The organism is Paradesertivirga mongoliensis, from assembly GCF_024436395.1.
GTDB classification, from domain to species: Bacteria; Bacteroidota; Bacteroidia; order Sphingobacteriales; family Sphingobacteriaceae; genus Paradesertivirga; species Paradesertivirga mongoliensis.
This window is the reverse complement of the sequence record NZ_JAFMZO010000002.1, coordinates 71,984-88,818: the sequence shown is the minus strand read 5'-3', so window position 1 is coordinate 88,818 and position 16,835 is coordinate 71,984. Positions and strand designations below refer to the sequence as shown.

Sequence of the window (16,835 nt, the reverse complement as noted above, 5' to 3'; positions counted from 1 at the left end):
ATTTTATGCAGCCGCCGGGTATTTGCCCGGCGGCTTTTTTGTGCCCATTTCAATTATCGTTGCCAGCACAACCACCGTCAGACACCCGATCACATTAAGCCATAAATAAGCCACTACGCCATAATATCCGCAAATGCAAACAATTATCTCTGTTAACACAGCTGCGTAAAACACTGCTTTTCCTTGAATTCGTTTCAGGTAAAAGGCCACCAGGAATACTCCCAGAATGGTACCGTAGATATACGACCCCAGTTTATTAACGGCTTCAATAAGATTGCCCATTTTGCTGGCATATAAAGCCATTACAATACAAACAAGTCCCCATCCAATGGTAGCCAGCCGGGATGCCAGGAGGTAATTCTTATCTGATGCTTCTTTATGGATCAAACGCTTATACACATCAATCACCGTAGTAGAAGCTAAGGAATTTAAAGCGCTTGCAGTCGAACCCATAGAAGCCAGGAAGATGATAGCGATAAGTAGGCCTATCAATCCTTTGGGCAAATATTCGGTCACAAAGCTCAGAAAGATATAGTTGTTGTCGTTGATCTCTGCATCGGCATCATTCTTTTGCATCAAATCGGTCAACTTCGTCCTTAAAGCCTTGGTTTTTTCATCCGTCAGTTTCAGGTCTGTTCTGCTTTGATTAATCGCTGCCTCATCTTCTGTTGTGATAGCCTGGTTTAATTTGATGACCTGCTGCTGTTTATCATCAAAGGCTTTATCATATTCAGATCTGATCTTAGCTAATTCCGGGTTGAAGGAGCTCTTTTCGAGTTTATTGATCTCGTATTTGTTAAAAAATAATGGCGGTTTGTGATACTGGTAAAACGTGAACACCAAAACCCCTATCAACAAAATCAAAAATTGCATGGGGATCTTTACCAGGCCGTTCATCAATAAGCCAAGGCGGCTTTGGGCTACCGATGAGCCTGTCAGGTATCTTCCAACCTGGCTTTGGTCGGTTCCAAAATACGATAACTGTAAAAAGAATCCACCGATAATTCCACTCCAGACCGTGTATTGATTATCCCAGTCGAACGAAAAATCAATGGCATTGGTTCTGCCCATTTTACCGGCAATGCTGATAGCTTTTACAAAACCTATATCTTCCGGAAGGAGATACACTACCATTACCCCGGCTGCAAACAGTCCGGAAAATATAATGCTCATTTGAAGCAGCTGGGTATACGAAACCGCTTTAGTTCCTCCGTAAACAGTATAGAAAATTACCAATCCGCCGATAAAGATGGTGGTGTATGTAGTATCAATATTTAAAATAGTAGATAGTATGATAGATGGAGCATAAATAGTTATTCCAGTGGATAAACCTCGCTGAATTAAAAACAAAAATGCAGTAAGTACCCGTGTTTGAAGATTGAAACGGCCTTCCAGAAATTCATAGGCAGTGTATACTTTTAGTCTGTGAAAAATAGGCACGAAGGTGATACAAAGTACAATCATGGCCAGGGGCAGGCCGAAATAGAACTGGACAAAACTCATTCCCGAAGAATAGGCCAGTCCGGGGGCAGATAAAAACGTAATGGCGCTTGCTTGTGTAGCCATCACCGAAAGGCAAACATGGTACCATGGCAGCGACTGGTTTCCCAAGAGGAAGCCTTTAATATCATGACTTCCCCTGCTTTTATAAACACCGTAGCTTACAATGCCCGTAAGCGTCAGAACCAAAATGCACCAGTCAATCGTACTCATGCGAAATACCAGGTAAAGCAGTAAAATGCAATAATAAGCAGGACTAGCCAGCCTATTAACAGCAGGTAGAATTGATTCCAGCTTTTAACAAAAGGAGGAAGGTCGGGATTTGTATCTTTCATAAATAAAAACTGCTTGATGTCTGTTTGCGACCCTGTTAGTATATGGCTGAAGCGTTTCTTTGAACGGATTTTACTTCTGTTTAGATATTAAATTTACGAACAACCGGTATGCCCCGGGCACGCCTGCGGGCAATTGCCTGAAGAAAGATAATGAAGTGTACACAAACTTCCCTTTACCATGATTGGCTACCAGTAAAGAACCGGTATTTGGCTTTTCTCCGGTATCATTGGTGCTTAGTATCGGTGTGTAAGCTGCATCCGCTTCGGTGGCAAAATAGAGTCCCCGTTCCTGTATCCAGCCCTCAAAATCCCGGGCGGTAATCTTATTAGGAAAGTTTAAAACAGGGTGTTCCGGATTAATCAGCCGAACTTCAGCATCTTCCTGTGTAACCCGGTCGCGGTTAAGCCTGAAAGGGTAGGGCCCCATGTTTTGTATTAAAAGCGGATTGCTAACATTGTACTGCAGCAGTAACACACCACCTTTAAAAACATAGTCTAAAAGTTTGGGCTGCATCGCCTTTACATCCGGATTGGTATTATACAATCTCACTCCGGTAACTATTGCATCGAAAGCAGATAAGTCTGTACTTAAAACTTGCTCAGCCGAGAGATTGGTAACATCGTAACCAATTAATTTTAACGACTCGCCAACTAAATCGCCCGCTCCGGCAATGTAGGCCACTTTTTTTCCAGTGGTTTTGATATCTAATCGTGCTACCTGCGCTTGTGCCTTCGGAAACAGGCTTTGAGCAGGAATATGATCGTATTTTATTTCTTTAAAGCCTTGATTAAACGTCTGATTGCCAACCCGGATATTAACCGTCATGTTTCCGTTAGAAACGTTGCCACCGGGGGTAATCGTAAATTCCTTAACTTCAAAACCACCTTTCTTTTGCAATGTAAAATCGACGGTTTTAGGAGTAACGCTCCAGCCGGCAGGTACCTGAACTTCAGCCCGGCCTGCAATATTATCGCGGAAGCTCTGCAATTGAACACTTATTTTTTGGGGAGTGTTATGATTGAATACATAGGCCTTTTCTGTGAGCGAAGCAGTAACCGGTGGCGCCACAACAAGATGCTGGTATACTTCTCCGCGAACCTGGTCGGTGTACTTATAAACTACCGGACGTTTTACCGTTATTTTTTGATCGCCTATTTGAACGTTGAAAATTGCACTAAAGGGATCTTTGTTTTCGGGCATTCCATTCTCATTGGTATTAGTCAGGGAGTAAGACCCTATGCTCTGAGGCAGACGTAACCAGTACGGCTGGGTATTGGAAAGTGTTTCGAATTTTACCAACGGATTGACGGTGGTAATTTTATTAGGTGAGAGTTTGAGACCTGTTTGTTTGGATAAAGTTTCGTTGATTGATACGTCGTATTTAAAGTCTGTCGGCACCCGTGCTATTGCCTGAAGTTTCACCGCTATTGAATCTCCCGCCGCGTAATAGGGTTCGTTGCTGGTCATCTCGAACCAAATCCCTGCGCATGCCAATATCAGTTTGTTAATTTCTTCCGATTTCTGCTGTTCTTCAGTTTGATCGATCAGACGTTTTATTTTAAGCAGAGATTCAACAGATTTTGAGGGTTGAGTAGCATCAAAGATATTCTCGGCAGCTTTTATAAGTGTAGAAATCTCTTTGCCATCTGGAAGTTTCCCCCAACTGAAATCTAGACCCTCAAACAAATCAGTCTTAGCCTTCGACCCGGCCACATGACGGAAGAACTCCATGAAATCGCCCCGCTGACTAGCGCTTCCAAACCCCTGACTTTTGTGGTTGGTGCGGCTTTCTGCAGCAATTTCTCCGTATGATTTCCCCAGTAATGGATTGTAAAGGCCAACGTTAATAGTTAGTTGATCGCTGGCTGTTGTGTTCGTTCCCCCGAAATTAAAGGTGTTCCACACGATTCTTTTTGCCTGCCAGGTCTTTACTTGTTTAAGTTGATCAGGAAAACGTTTTGAATCTGCGGCAGCAATAAAAGCTTCTCTTGCCAGGATTGCAGAAGCCGAATGCTGGCCATGTCCGGCTCTTTCATCTTCCGGAAATCGCGTGATGATCACGTCGGGTTTAAAGTTTCTAATCACCCAAACTACATCTTCCAGGATTTGTTCTTTCCCCCAGAATTTTAGCGACTCTTCCGGCGACTTCGAGAATCCAAAGTCATTGGCACGGGTAAAGAATTGCTCTGCTCCATCCACTTTCCGGGCTGCGAGAAGTTCCTGGGTTCTTATCAGGCCTAAAAGTTCTGCTTGCTCTGTTCCGATAAGGTTTTGTCCACCATCGCCCCGGGTAATGGATAAATAGCCCGTTCGTAACTTTTTTTCTTTAGCCAGATAAGCGAGCAAACGCGTGTTTTCGTCGTCGGGGTGGGCTGCAATGTATAAAACACTGCCTACCACGTTAAGCTTTTGCAAACCGAGCCTGATCTCGGAGGAGTTTAGCTGATTAAACTCTTGAGCTTTGACCGAAAAAGAGAGGAGAAGAAGTAGGAAAACGTAATATCGACGGCTGTTCATATCAAATGATAAGCGTCGAAAATAAAATAAAAAATGGTTAATGCACCAGACGTAATAATGAAATTACTGTGTACTTACAATAACAAAAGCCCCAACTTTTGAGGTTGGGGCTTTCCGGGGCATTAAACTTAGTACTAAGAATACTGTTGTTCTAAACTCTGAACGTTTCTCAGGCACTCGTTAATATCTGAGCGCTGAGAGGTTAAAGTTTCGCGCATTTCCGGGGTCAGACTCGTATCTGCTAATACCTTATCATACGCTTCTATTGCAGCTTTTTCGCCGGTGATGCAAGCATCAAGAATAGCATGGTTGTCGTTTCCGGTTACAGCGGTTTTAATATCCATCCAAACCCGGTGAATAGCGCCTAAGGGACCGCCGCTTTCGTTATCAGAGTCTGCACCTAACTGGCGTAACAGACTTTTCAATTCCATTTCAAATTCAGACCGCTGGATTGAGTAGGTCGTAAACAGTGCTTTCAATTCTGCTGAATCGGCATCTTCGGCTGCGGTCTTATAGCCTTCTTTTCCATCGTTAGCTATGTGGAGAAGGTGTTTTATTCCGTCGATTAGATCTTCATTTCTTGTTTCCATAGATTTTGTTTTTTGTTATTCTTTTTCTGCTTTAGCAGATTCATTTACAAAGCTCTCTGCTATCTGAGTTAATTTAATGTCAGCGTTTTTTTCCTCCTCCAGGGTTTCTTCAAGCAATGCGGCTGCTTCGCTTAACCCCAGGGTGTTTGCAAGGGTACGTAAAGTACCGTATGAAGCGATTTCATAGTGCTCCATTTTTTGAGACGAGGAAATGATGGCCGCATCGCGGGTAAGACTTCCTGTTTCTGTTTCCTCCATCATGCTTTTACCTTCTTCTACCAAACCTTCCATTGCTTCGCATTTTTTCGCGGTAGCTTTTTGGCCTACCAGCTCAAAAACCTGTTGCAAACGGGTAATTTGATTTTCAGTTTCGGTTATATGCATCTCAATAGAAGAGCGCAATTCTTCCGAGGTTGCACCTTTAGCCATTTTTGGAAGTGCTTTTAAAAGATGTTTCTCTGCCCACAGGATATCTTTTAATTCGTCAATAAACAGAGTTTTAAGCCCGGATTCTTGAATGCTGCTTTCGTTTGATGTCTTTGAATTTTGTGTTTTCATGGTATTTTTTCAGTTTATGGTTAACTAACCTTGTTTTTAGATGTTCTTAAATTCTAACACCTCCTTGATGAAAGGGTTTTATTAAATTTTCAAATTAGCCAGATTGTAATATCTTAGGGCTGTCGAAGTTTGAAACCATTTTTCGCCTACCTCGTAATAGTCAGTAAATTATAAATCTATTATAGCTCTAATGCAAAAACTTACATTTAAACAGTTAGTACTCACGGGCTTTGCCGCAACTATAGGCTGTGTTTTTATTCTCGGAATTTCGTCGTACCTAAGTATTAGCGATTTGCAAGACTCTGAAAAACGAGTGTCGCAAACAGAGAAGGTTCTGGTGCAAACCCACGACGTATATCAACACCTGCTTGATGCCGAAAGCAGTGAAAGAGGCTATATTTTAACTGATAAAAAAGACTTTATTTCCCGCTATAATTATTCCGCCAGCCTTGTCAGGCCAACAGTCGACCGCCTGAGGCAGCAGGTCTCAGATAATCCTGTTCAGGTTAAAAATGTTGATTCACTTTCCTTTTATGTTTCGGAGAAGCTTGCCGAAATGAAAGCGATAATAGAAGCACACGATAAAAGCGGAATAAACGCATCAGCAAGTTTATTGAAAACCAGTCGTGCAAAGCAGCAGATGGATATGGTGCGGCTGCATGTAAGTAAGATCGAGGAGATTGAAAGGGCGGTTTTGATGGCTCAACGAGCCGAAAATGAAGCCAGCGCTTTCAGAACTTCTGCTATTATAATCGGAGGCAGTCTCTTTATCTTGTGTCTGGTAATTCTTTTATCCTCCTTGATCAGAAGAACTTTCCTGGCTCAAAAAAATATTGAGACAGAGATGCTGGAAACCCATAATCAGCTTGAGCTGGTATCAAAAGAAAGCGACAGACAGAATTGGTTACTGGAAGGTGCTGTAATGATGGATGCTGCGATGCGCGGTGCTCAAACCCTTGATGAACGTTGTGAGTGTATCATAAACGAAATGTCTAAATATGTAAAAGCCGATTTAGGTGCAATATATATAGCAGACTCACGTGGTGCGGCTTTGCATTTGCGTGCGGCATATGGTTTCCCGAAGGCCAGCGGCAAGAAAACGATTAAAGTAGATGAAGGCTGGACTGGACTAGCTGTTGCCGAAAAGAAAAATCTTATTTTTAACGATGTCCCGGAAGATTACACCAGGGTTACGTCTGGATTAGGAGATTCAATTCCAAAATCTATTTTTATACAGCCTATATTTTTCCAGGATACGCTTAAGGGGGTTATCGAGCTTGCTTTTGCAAGCGATGTCCCCGAAGATACAGCCCCATTCTTTGATAAGGTAGTTTATAGCATTGGAGTGAGCATTAATGCTGCCGAAGCTAGAGTACAGATGCAGGAGCTGGTTGAAAAAACCCAGCAGCAAGCAGAAGAGCTTGAAACTCAGCACGAAGAGCTGCGCGCTACTAACGAAGAATTGATTCGTAAAACCCAGCTGTTGCAGGTTTCTGAAGAGGAACTTATGGTACAGCAGGAAGAACTTAAACAAACGAATGCTGAAATTGAAGAGAAAGCGCAGCTACTGGAAGAAAGAAATAAGGCAATCGAGTTAGCGAAGGAAGCGATTGCGCTTAAAGCGGAAGAGCTAGAATTGAGCAGCAAATATAAATCAGACTTCCTGGCAAATATGAGTCATGAATTGCGGACTCCTCTAAACAGTATTTTGATTTTAGCGAAGATTCTGAAAGAAAATAAGCTTCAGAACTTGTCTGAAGAGCAAATTAAATATGCGGGGGTAATTCATAATGCAGGAAGCGATTTACTTTCTCTCATCAATGATATTCTTGATCTATCAAAAATAGAGTCAGGAAAAGTAGATTTAACCATCGAGGAAGTTGCCTTGAACGAAATCAAGGTGGATATCGAGATGTTGTTTAAAGAGGTAGCTAACAACAAGAAAATCAAGTTCGAATATAAAACGGAATCGGGCCTCCCGTTAGCAATAAACTCAGACAGAATGCGGGTAGAGCAAGTGCTGAAAAACCTCTTGTCGAATGCGTTTAAATTTACGCCGGAAAACGGTAAGGTTTCACTTGAAGTGTCTCTGGCCGATAAAAATCATCATTATTATTCTGAGCAATTAAAAGACGAAGATATTTCTGTCTTGGCATTTAAAGTAAAAGATTCAGGGATAGGTATCCCTGAAGACAAACAAAAAGTTATTTTCGAGGCATTCCAGCAAGCCGATGGATCTACAAGCCGTAAATACGGAGGCACAGGTCTTGGGTTATCAATAAGCCGCCAGCTGGCTAATTTATTGGGCGGAGAGATACAAGTCGAAAGCGTGGTGAACCAGGGAAGTACATTTACCTTATATCTGCCGATTGCAAGTCATGTAAGACTGGAAGGCGATGGAGAATTCGAGACTTCTTCGGTAACGCAAGAGAATATTCAGGAAGCAGCTTCAGTTATAAAAGAAGAAATCGCTAATTTAATCCCTGCAGAGGCCTTAAAGCTTCCCGATCCGAATAAGGAATACACATTGCTTATTGTAGAGGATGACACTTATTTTGCCGATATTCTGAAGGACTATGCCGAGGATCGCGGATTTAAAACTCTGATCGCTTATCAGGGAGATACTGGATTTGAAATGGCGAAGAAGCATCAGCCTGATGCAATAGTTTTAGATATTATGCTTCCCGTACTCGACGGTTGGTCGGTATTGAAAAGGCTTAAAGATGACTCCGCTACATGTGATATTCCGGTTCACCTGATGTCGGCCAAGGATGAGAAAATTTCAAAAGCCAAAGAAGAAGGCGCTTTAGGATTTTTGCGCAAACCTGTAGAGAAAGAGGAGCTTCAGGGCGCTTTCGATCTTATCATAAAAGAAACCGGTAATGTTAAAATATCCAGGGTATTACTGGTTGAAGATCAGCAAATTCAGAGTGATAATCTAACCATGCAGTTAAAGACTAAAAACATTAAGGTAGAACAGTCTTTCGATGGCGAGCAAACCATGAGTATCCTATCCGGCGACGCTGCATTTGACTGTATTATTCTCGACTTAAAGCTTCCCGATATTTCCGGATTAGATTTACTTGAGAAGATAAAAGCCGACGAGCGATTGGTAAAGATTCCTGTTGTCATCAACACCGCAATGGAATTAGATAAGGCAAGTATGACTCGTGTTTTGAAGCATACGGATGTAATGGTGCTAAAGAATAACAAATCCAATGACCGTATCCTGGATGAGGTTAACTTGTTTATGAATAAAATACGGACAAATGAGCCGGTCCCCACCAAGCCTTTGCCTTATCAGGTGCAGGGAAAACCATCGTCGGACACTACAACTCTTGAAAAAGCGCTCAAAAACAGATCTGTTTTAGTTGTAGATGACGATATGCGTAATATTTTTGCGCTCACAAGTGCGCTGCAGGAATATGAGCTGAACATTCAGATCGCTAATAATGGAATAGAGGCGTTGAAAAAACTCGACGAATTTCCGGATACCGATATTGTGCTGATGGATATCATGATGCCTGAAATGGACGGCTATGATGCCATGCAGGAGATCAGGAAACAAAATCGTTTTATGAAACTTCCAATCATCGCTTTAACGGCAAAGGCAATGAAAGCCGACAGAGAGAAGTGTATAGAGGCCGGAGCCAACGACTATGTGTCGAAGCCTGTTGATATGGATAAGTTACTTTCTATGATGAGAGTATGGTTAAGTTAAATTTTAATATGAAAGATACAGTGGTCGATGTTATATCTTTTGAACAGGTAGAAGAGATCATAGAATGGGTGAATAAAATTCATGGATTTGATTTCAGTGGTTATTCAAGAGCATCGTTAAAGCGGCGGATAACCCGCATTATGCAACTTCAGCAGCTTTCTATGTACGAACTAAAATCCATGCTGGTAAATAATCCTTCTTTCTTTGAAGAGTTTTTGATAGAAGTTACAGTAAACGTTACAGAAATGTTCCGTGATCCCACGTTCTTCAAAGCTGTAAGAGAAAAAGTGTTACCCTATTTGTCCTCCTTTCAAAGGATAAAAGTGTGGAATGCGGGCTGTTCTACTGGAGAAGAGCTATATTCGTTCGCTATTTTACTTGATCAGGAAAACCTTTATAACCGGGCGTTCTTGTATGGCACTGATATTAACCGAAACGTGTTAAATACCGCCAAAAAAGGAATTTACAACCTTAAATTAATGAAACAATACTCAGAGAACTATATGCTAAGCGGTGCAGCTGGCTCTCTCTCTGATTATTACGTTGCCAAATATGATGCGGCTACTATCGTGAATAATTTACGTAAGAACATCCTCTTTTCGGTTCATAATCTTGTTTCGGATGGGGTGTTTAACGAATTTCAGTTAATTTCGTGCCGCAATGTCATGATCTATTTTGATGTTGAATTACAGAATAAGGTTATAAATCTTTTTTACGAAAGCTTATGTCCGCTGGGCTTTTTATGCCTCGGATCTAAAGAAAGTTTACGTAATGCTGAACTTGCCAAGAAGTTTAGGGTTATTGACAGAGTGGAAAATATTTATCAAAAAATTGGCTGATTTAACGCGGCATAATAATGAGCGGGTTCGAAAGGCGAAAGTAGTTCTAATAGGCTGCTCGGCAGGAGGATTTACACTGGTGTATGATATTGTATCAAAACTGCCCAGAAACTTTCCGCTTCCCGTTATCGTAGTTATTCATCGTAGCCGGAAACATAAATCTTCTATTGAAGAGATTTTAAATAGTAAATCAAAACTGATGGTAAAGGTAGCAGCTGATAAAGACCAGTTAAAAAGAGGGAATGTATATTTCGCTCCTTCCGACTACCATCTGTTATTGGAACCTGATGAATCGTTAACTTTAGATTGTTCAGAACCAATATTATATTCACGTCCATCTATTGATGTGACGTTTCAAAGCGTTGCGGATGTGTATCATGACAACGTAATCGCCATCCTTTTATCGGGGGCGAATGCCGATGGAGCCGATGGGATCTGTTATATTCACGAAAAAAAGGGGTTCACGGTAGTGCAACATCCTGATAGTGCAGAAGTAAGAACGATGCCAGAGGCGGCAATAAATAAGTGTAGTGCAGATTTAATATTATCAAATTTGGAAATTTTCTCATTTATGGAAACTCTGGCAACTACCGTAAACCATAACGCATGATTGAGCCTATTAATATATTGATAGTTGACGATAAAATCGAGAATATAATTGCTCTTGAAGCGCTTATACAACGCGATGATATCAAAATCATAACAACTACATCTCCCAATGAAGCCCTGCGCATCTGCTGGCAAAACGAGATTTCCATAGCTTTGGTAGACGTCCAAATGCCCGAAATGGATGGTTTTGAGCTGGTAGATCTTATTAAGAGCAATCCTAAAACCCGCGATATCTTAGTGGTTTTCGTTACCGCGATATCTACAGAGACTAAATACGCAGTTAAAGGTTTGTCTACCGGCGCTGTCGATTACCTATATAAACCACTGGACCCTTATATCACCAACGCTAAAGTCGACTCTTTAATCAATCTTGTTAGAACACAACTTGAAATCAAGCACAAAAATATAGAGCTCGAGAGATACCAGGAAGAATTAATTGAGGCCAGAGATCAGGCAGAAAAAGGGAAGAAAATAAAAGAGCGTTTTCTGGCTAATATGAGTCATGAAATACGCACACCGTTAAACGGGATACTGGGTTTGGCACACCTGCTGAAAAACACCGATCTCGATTGCGAGCAAACACGTATGCTCGATCTGTTAAAACTATCGTCGGAAGCGCTTTTAGGGGTAATTAACGATATTCTTGATATTTCTAAGATTGATGCCGGGAAATTTAAGATCGTTCGCACCGAAACCAATATCGCTAACCTCTGCACTTCTGTAATCGACCTGTTAAAGTATAAAGCTGAAGAAAAAGGAATCGAAATTTTGGCAAAGACCGATCCTGAGATTCCTCAGTTAATCATGGCCGATTCGATGAGGTTGAATCAAATTCTTCTGAACCTGCTTTCTAATGCCATAAAGTTTACTGATGTTGGAAGTATTGTCTTAAGCCTTGAACTGTTGGAAAAAGGCGAGGGCAAGGTGAAATTGAGATTTAGTGTGATCGATTCTGGTATCGGTATTCCGGAAAACAAGATCGACAAAATATTTGAGTCTTTTGAGCAGGCAGACGACGACACCGACCATAAATACGGCGGCACAGGCCTTGGCTTATCCATTGTAAAAAAACTCGTCGATCTGAAAGGAGGGGAGATCAATGTCACCAGCGAACCTGGTAAAGGAAGTACATTTGCTGTAACCAACTGGTATGAAATTGCAGCCAATCAAAAACAAACTGCAAGAGTAAACCCTGCAGATCTCGCTAAATTCGACAATGTTTCTGTTTTGGTTGCCGAAGACAATACAATTAATCAATTTATGATTAAGAAGATTCTTACCGGCTGGAACCTGAAAGTAACTATCGTCGAAAACGGAGAATTGGCTCTCGAAAGCTTGAAGAACAATACATATGATATCATCTTAATGGATACACATATGCCGGTTCTGGGCGGGTTTGAGACTACCCGCAGGATTCGCTCGGATATGCCTGACGGCGTTAATAATATTCCAATCATATCGCTTTCGGCCGCAGTTTTAGAAGAAGAATTGCAAGAAGCGTACGACGCCGGTGTGAACGACATCGTTAGCAAGCCTTTTGATTTAAGCGTACTTCACCATAAAATTCAGAAGCTGGTGAACCAATATCGCGAAGAATTTGGCGCCGTTAAATAAATTAAATATCTGGTAGCCTTTACGATAGCAATTAAATCGAAATTACATTAAAAAAATGTTTTGATTTATCGGTAGAAACCTTACTTTTGCAGTCCTATTGAAATCCTAATGCGGAAGTGGCGTAATTGGTAGCCGCACCAGACTTAGGATCTGGCGCTTCACGGCGTGGGGGTTCGAGTCCCTTCTTCCGCACCAAATTCCCTCTGAGTAATCGGGGGGAATTTTTGTATAGATACGAACGTAAATAATTGCAATAATGAATATCACTCAGGAGAAAATCAACAACCTTAATTCGGTGCTTACTGTTAAAATCAACCCGGAAGATTATCGTGAACGTGTAGAAAAAGCGATAAAAACCCAGGCCAAAAAAGCTAAGCTTCCAGGATTCAGACCAGGTATGGTTCCATCTTCACATATTAAAAGAATGTATGGAAAGAGCATTCTTGTTGACGAGATAAATAATCTTTTAAGTGATTCACTTAATAACTATATCAACGAAAATAAACTCGAAGTATTAGGTCAGCCGCTTCCTAAGGTTGACGACAGCAAGGAGTTTAACTGGGATTATAACGATGAGTTTGAATTCAATTACGAGCTGGGCTTAGCTCCGGAATTTGAACTGAATTTCTCTGAAGCTGATAAGCTTCCTTACTATCAGATAAAAATTGATGCCGAAACGCTTGAATCCAGAATCAAAAATTTAAGAAAAAGCTATGGCAAAATGACAAATCCGGAAGTTTCGGCAGATGATGATGTATTATATGCAGAGTTAATACAATTATCGCCGGATGGCTCCGTTTTTGAAGATGGTATTTCCAACGTAGCATCTGTTAGGTTAGATACTGTTAAGGATGATTCGATCAGAAAATCATTGATAGGTTTAAAGATTGGTGATTCTGTTGAATTTGATCTTCAGAAAGCTTTTGATAACAATGCTGCCGCCATTGCAAAAGTATTGGGTATCTCTGAGGAAGATGCTGGAGACCTGCAATCAGGTTTCCGTTTAACGGTTAAGAACATTAACCGTTTAGAAGAATCTGATTTAGATCAGGAGTTCTTTGATAAAATATTTCCGGGTGGTGAAGTTACCACCGAAGAAGAATTCAGAGCGAAGATCACTGAAGAACTTGAGGGAATGATGGTTCAGAATTCTGACCAAAAGCTTCATAACGATGTGATCAAATTCGGATTGGATAAAGTTCAGCTAGACTTGCCGGACGATTTTCTGAAGCGTTGGTTAAAAGAAACCAATCAGAATATATCTGATGAAGAGTTGGAGAAAGGATATAACGACTTTGCTCAAAATTTGAAATGGACCCTGATAGAGAACAAAATCATTAAGGAGAATCAAATTGAGATTAAGTACGAGGATGTGTTAGCTTCCGCTAAGCAAAAATTGGACGCTCAATTCAGAATGTACAGCCCTCAGGCTTTACCAGAAGAGCAACTTACACAGTATACTGTTCAGTTCTTGCAAAATAAAGAAAATGCGAACAGAACCTTTGAAGAAGTAAAAGGTCAAAAAGTATTTGAATACCTGAAAAGTGTTATTACATTAGAAAAAAAAGAAATAGAATATAACAAATTTATAGAGTTGAATTAGTGGAGGTTTTTGTGAAAGGTGATAAGTTCTGCTTCTATTTATTGAACTAAAATTAAACTTTCCACTATTAAAACTGTATAACTATTGACTATGAATATTGATAAAAAAGAGTTTCGTAATTACGCGGTAAAACATCACCGTATAGGTAGCCAGCATGTAGATAAATTTATCGGCAGGGTAGAGTCTAACTATCCAAGCTCGATGACTCCATATATTATCGAAGAACGCCAGCTGAACGTAGCTCAGATGGATGTTTTTTCCCGTTTAATGATGGATAGGATTATCTTCTTGGGCGATGCTATATATGATCAGAATGCGAATATCATCCAAGCTCAGTTATTGTTCCTGCAATCAACTGATAATAAGCGTGATATCCAGATCTATATCAACTCTCCCGGAGGATCGGTTTATGCTGGTTTAGGTATCTACGATACTATTCAGTACATTACACCTGATGTGGCTACGATCTGTACTGGTATGGCAGCATCAATGGGCGCTGTTTTACTTTGCGCAGGTGCAGAGGGCAAAAGAGCAGCATTGCCGCATTCAAGGGTAATGATTCACCAGCCTTCTGGCGGTGCGCAGGGGGTGGCTTCGGATATGGAGATCAACCTGAGAGAAATGCTGAAACTGAAAAAAGAATTGTATGATATATTGTCCAAACATTCTGGTCAGTCCTACGAATGGGTAGAGAAAGCATCAGACAGGGATTATTGGATGATAGCCAGCGAAGCCAAAGAATTCGGAATGATTGACGAAGTGCTTGGTGTTAGCGGCGGAAAAGAATAAAGTAATGAGTAAAAGTAAAGATATCAAATGCTCTTTTTGCGGTTCTGGTAAACAGGATACATTGATGCTTATTGCAGGTTTGGATGCTCATATCTGCGATAAATGCGTTGCCCAGGCCAATCAGATCTTGTCTGAGGAATTATCCACCAGAAAGAACAAAACGGCACAATCAGCCTTAACGCTGATGAAGCCAATGGAAATCAAAAACCATTTGGATCAATACGTTATTGGCCAGGACGATGCAAAAAAAGTATTGTCTGTAGCGGTTTACAATCACTACAAACGTCTAAACCAAAAAGTGGATAAGGATGAGATCGAGATTGAAAAATCCAATATCATAATGGTTGGTGAAACCGGTACAGGAAAAACACTATTAGCAAAAACTATTGCCAAAGTTTTACATGTTCCTTTTTGCATCTGTGATGCTACCGTATTAACGGAGGCTGGATATGTTGGCGAGGATGTAGAGAGTATTTTAACCCGCCTGCTGCAAGCTGCTGATTATGATGTTGCTGCCGCCGAGCGCGGGATCGTATATATTGATGAGGTTGATAAGATTGCACGCAAGAGCGATAATCCATCTATTACGCGCGATGTTTCCGGCGAAGGTGTTCAGCAGGCATTGCTAAAGATTTTGGAGGGTACCATGGTAAATGTTCCGCCTCAGGGTGGACGTAAACATCCCGATCAGAAGATGATAGCAGTTAATACAAATAATATTTTGTTTATCTGTGGTGGCGCCTTTGACGGTATCGAAAAGAAAATTGCGAATCGGTTAAAAACCCAAACTGTAGGATATCGCGTAAACAATGATGATGTGAATATAGATATGAAAAATCTATACAAATACATCACACCGCAAGACCTGCGCTCATTTGGATTAATTCCTGAGTTAATTGGACGTTTGCCGGTTATTACCAGTTTGAATCCATTAGACAGAGATGCCTTATTAAACATCCTAACCGAACCTAAAAATTCTTTAATTCGTCAATACACCAAATTGTTTGAATTTGAGGGAGTGAAATTGGAGTTTGAAAGAGAAGTTCTTGAGTTTATAGTGGATAAAGCAATGGAATTCAAACTAGGTGCGCGTGGTTTACGCTCTATATGTGAGGCAATTATGATTGATGCCATGTTTGAAATGCCATCAGAAAAGCATCACGATAAAGAACTTTATATCACCCTCGATTATGCTATAGACAAGTTTGCAAAATCCGACATTAAAAAATTAAAAGTAGCTTAAAAAGCCCCCCGCCTTTTAGCGGGGGGTTTTTTGTTTTATATTAGATTTATGAACGAAGAAAAAGAGGTAAAGCAAGATCCGGAAATTGTTAAGAGCTCCAAAAAAGTAAAGGAAGTAGAATCTCCGGTAAAGAAGGGGCTTAAAACAAAAGAAGAGATTGTGAAAAACTGGTTGCCCAGGTATACCGGAAGACCTCTTGATCAGTTTACTGATTTTATTCTGCTTACTAATTTTTCCCGTTATTTACAGCTATTTTCAGAGTGGCACAACGACGCGCCTATAATGGGTCTTGATAAGCCTATGCAAAGCGTGTCGGCAGGTGGAATTACTATCATCAATTTTGGCATGGGAAGTCCGGTAGCAGCCACCATGATGGATCTGTTATCATCAATAAAGCCGAAAGCCGTTCTTTTTCTGGGGAAGTGCGGAGGATTGAAAAAAAATAATAACATCGGTGATCTTATTCTGCCGATAGCTGCTATACGAGGCGAAGGGACATCGAACGACTATTTCCCACCCGAAGTTCCGGCGCTGCCTTCATTCGCCCTGCAAAAGGCAATTTCCACTACTATTCGTGATCACTCCCGGGATTACTGGACAGGAACGGTATACACCACCAACAGACGGGTGTGGGAACATGATAAAGGCTTTAAGAAATACCTTAAAACTCTGCGTGCTATGGCGATTGATATGGAAACGGCGACTGTTTTTACAACTGGCTTTGCTAACAAAATCCCTACCGGGGCCTTGTTACTTATTTCCGATCAACCGATGATCCCGGAAGGGGTAAAAACTGCTGAAAGTGATTCAAAAGTTACGGAGCAATACGTAGAAACTCATCTTAGAGTTGGTATTGAATCGTTGAAGCAATTAATAAACAACGGACTTACTGTTAAGCACTTGAAGTTTTAATCAG

At 41.0% G+C, this 16,835-nt stretch carries 12 protein-coding genes and 1 tRNA gene; 9 read left to right on the top strand and 4 right to left on the bottom strand.

The genetic code is table 11. The features are described from left to right. Positions 1–3: 3 nt before the first annotated feature. The 4 genes from J3P43_RS06165 to J3P43_RS06150 form a co-directional block, all read right to left on the bottom strand. Positions 4–1,713 (bottom strand): sodium:solute symporter family protein, encoded by a 1,710-nt coding sequence (locus J3P43_RS06165; RefSeq protein WP_255900369.1) that lies wholly within the window; start codon positions 1,711–1,713, stop codon positions 4–6. A 192-nt stretch (positions 1,714–1,905) separates the two neighbouring features. Continuing rightward, on the bottom strand, positions 1,906–4,353 hold the full coding sequence (locus tag J3P43_RS06160) for a PIG-L family deacetylase (protein WP_255900367.1): 2,448 nt from the start codon (positions 4,351–4,353) through the stop codon (positions 1,906–1,908). A gap of 134 nt (positions 4,354–4,487) precedes the next feature. Then, positions 4,488–4,943 (bottom strand): ferritin-like domain-containing protein, encoded by a 456-nt coding sequence (locus J3P43_RS06155; RefSeq protein WP_255900365.1) that lies wholly within the window; start codon positions 4,941–4,943, stop codon positions 4,488–4,490. Positions 4,944–4,958: 15 nt separating this feature from the next. Further along, on the bottom strand, positions 4,959–5,501 hold the full coding sequence (locus tag J3P43_RS06150; protein ID WP_255900363.1) for a YciE/YciF ferroxidase family protein: 543 nt from the start codon (positions 5,499–5,501) through the stop codon (positions 4,959–4,961). Positions 5,502–5,691: 190 nt separating this feature from the next. On the opposite strand from J3P43_RS06150, the gene J3P43_RS06145 reads away from it, so the two are divergent. From J3P43_RS06145 to J3P43_RS06105, 9 genes are all read left to right on the top strand, one after another. Then, on the top strand, positions 5,692–9,222 hold the full coding sequence (locus J3P43_RS06145) for a response regulator (RefSeq protein ID WP_255900361.1): 3,531 nt from the start codon (positions 5,692–5,694) through the stop codon (positions 9,220–9,222). An 8-nt stretch (positions 9,223–9,230) separates the two neighbouring features. Then, on the top strand, positions 9,231–10,061 hold the full coding sequence (locus J3P43_RS06140) for a CheR family methyltransferase (RefSeq protein ID WP_255900359.1): 831 nt from the start codon (positions 9,231–9,233) through the stop codon (positions 10,059–10,061). After that, on the top strand, positions 10,054–10,671 hold the full coding sequence (locus J3P43_RS06135; RefSeq protein WP_255900357.1) for a chemotaxis protein CheB: 618 nt from the start codon (positions 10,054–10,056) through the stop codon (positions 10,669–10,671). Before J3P43_RS06140 ends, J3P43_RS06135 begins: the two co-directional genes overlap by 8 nt. Further along, positions 10,668–12,284, top strand: coding sequence for a hybrid sensor histidine kinase/response regulator (locus tag J3P43_RS06130; protein ID WP_255900354.1), 1,617 nt, complete (start codon positions 10,668–10,670; stop codon positions 12,282–12,284). The genes J3P43_RS06135 and J3P43_RS06130 overlap by 4 nt, the downstream gene beginning before the upstream one ends. Positions 12,285–12,394: 110 nt before the next feature. Next, positions 12,395–12,479, top strand: a tRNA-Leu gene (locus tag J3P43_RS06125). 61 nt (positions 12,480–12,540) lie between these two features. Then, a complete protein-coding gene (tig, locus tag J3P43_RS06120; RefSeq protein WP_255900352.1) occupies positions 12,541–13,887 on the top strand; it encodes a trigger factor in 1,347 nt (448 codons plus the stop codon). Positions 13,888–13,977: 90 nt separating this feature from the next. Then, positions 13,978–14,676 (top strand): ATP-dependent Clp protease proteolytic subunit, encoded by a 699-nt coding sequence (locus tag J3P43_RS06115; protein WP_255900350.1) that lies wholly within the window; start codon positions 13,978–13,980, stop codon positions 14,674–14,676. A 4-nt stretch (positions 14,677–14,680) separates the two neighbouring features. Then, on the top strand, positions 14,681–15,919 hold the full coding sequence (clpX, locus tag J3P43_RS06110) for an ATP-dependent Clp protease ATP-binding subunit ClpX (protein ID WP_255900347.1): 1,239 nt from the start codon (positions 14,681–14,683) through the stop codon (positions 15,917–15,919). A 48-nt stretch (positions 15,920–15,967) separates the two neighbouring features. Beyond that, a complete protein-coding gene (locus tag J3P43_RS06105; protein ID WP_255900344.1) occupies positions 15,968–16,831 on the top strand; it encodes an AMP nucleosidase in 864 nt (287 codons plus the stop codon). Positions 16,832–16,835: the final 4 nt, after the last annotated feature.

Bases quoted from the DNA above. Each gene is read 5' to 3' on its own strand.
- J3P43_RS06155 (WP_255900365.1), bottom strand. From the start codon at position 4,943: ATGGAAACAAGAAATGAAGATCTAATCGACGGAATAAAACACCTTCTC.
- J3P43_RS06115 (WP_255900350.1), top strand. From the start codon at position 13,978: ATGAATATTGATAAAAAAGAGTTTCGTAATTACGCGGTAAAACATCAC.
- J3P43_RS06130 (WP_255900354.1), top strand. From the start codon at position 10,668: ATGATTGAGCCTATTAATATATTGATAGTTGACGATAAAATCGAGAAT.
- tig (WP_255900352.1), top strand. From the start codon at position 12,541: ATGAATATCACTCAGGAGAAAATCAACAACCTTAATTCGGTGCTTACT.
- J3P43_RS06165 (WP_255900369.1), bottom strand. From the start codon at position 1,713: ATGAGTACGATTGACTGGTGCATTTTGGTTCTGACGCTTACGGGCATT.
- J3P43_RS06160 (WP_255900367.1), bottom strand. From the start codon at position 4,353: ATGAACAGCCGTCGATATTACGTTTTCCTACTTCTTCTCCTCTCTTTT.
- J3P43_RS06105 (WP_255900344.1), top strand. From the start codon at position 15,968: ATGAACGAAGAAAAAGAGGTAAAGCAAGATCCGGAAATTGTTAAGAGC.
- clpX (WP_255900347.1), top strand. From the start codon at position 14,681: ATGAGTAAAAGTAAAGATATCAAATGCTCTTTTTGCGGTTCTGGTAAA.
- J3P43_RS06140 (WP_255900359.1), top strand. From the start codon at position 9,231: ATGAAAGATACAGTGGTCGATGTTATATCTTTTGAACAGGTAGAAGAG.
- J3P43_RS06150 (WP_255900363.1), bottom strand. From the start codon at position 5,501: ATGAAAACACAAAATTCAAAGACATCAAACGAAAGCAGCATTCAAGAA.
- J3P43_RS06145 (WP_255900361.1), top strand. From the start codon at position 5,692: ATGCAAAAACTTACATTTAAACAGTTAGTACTCACGGGCTTTGCCGCA.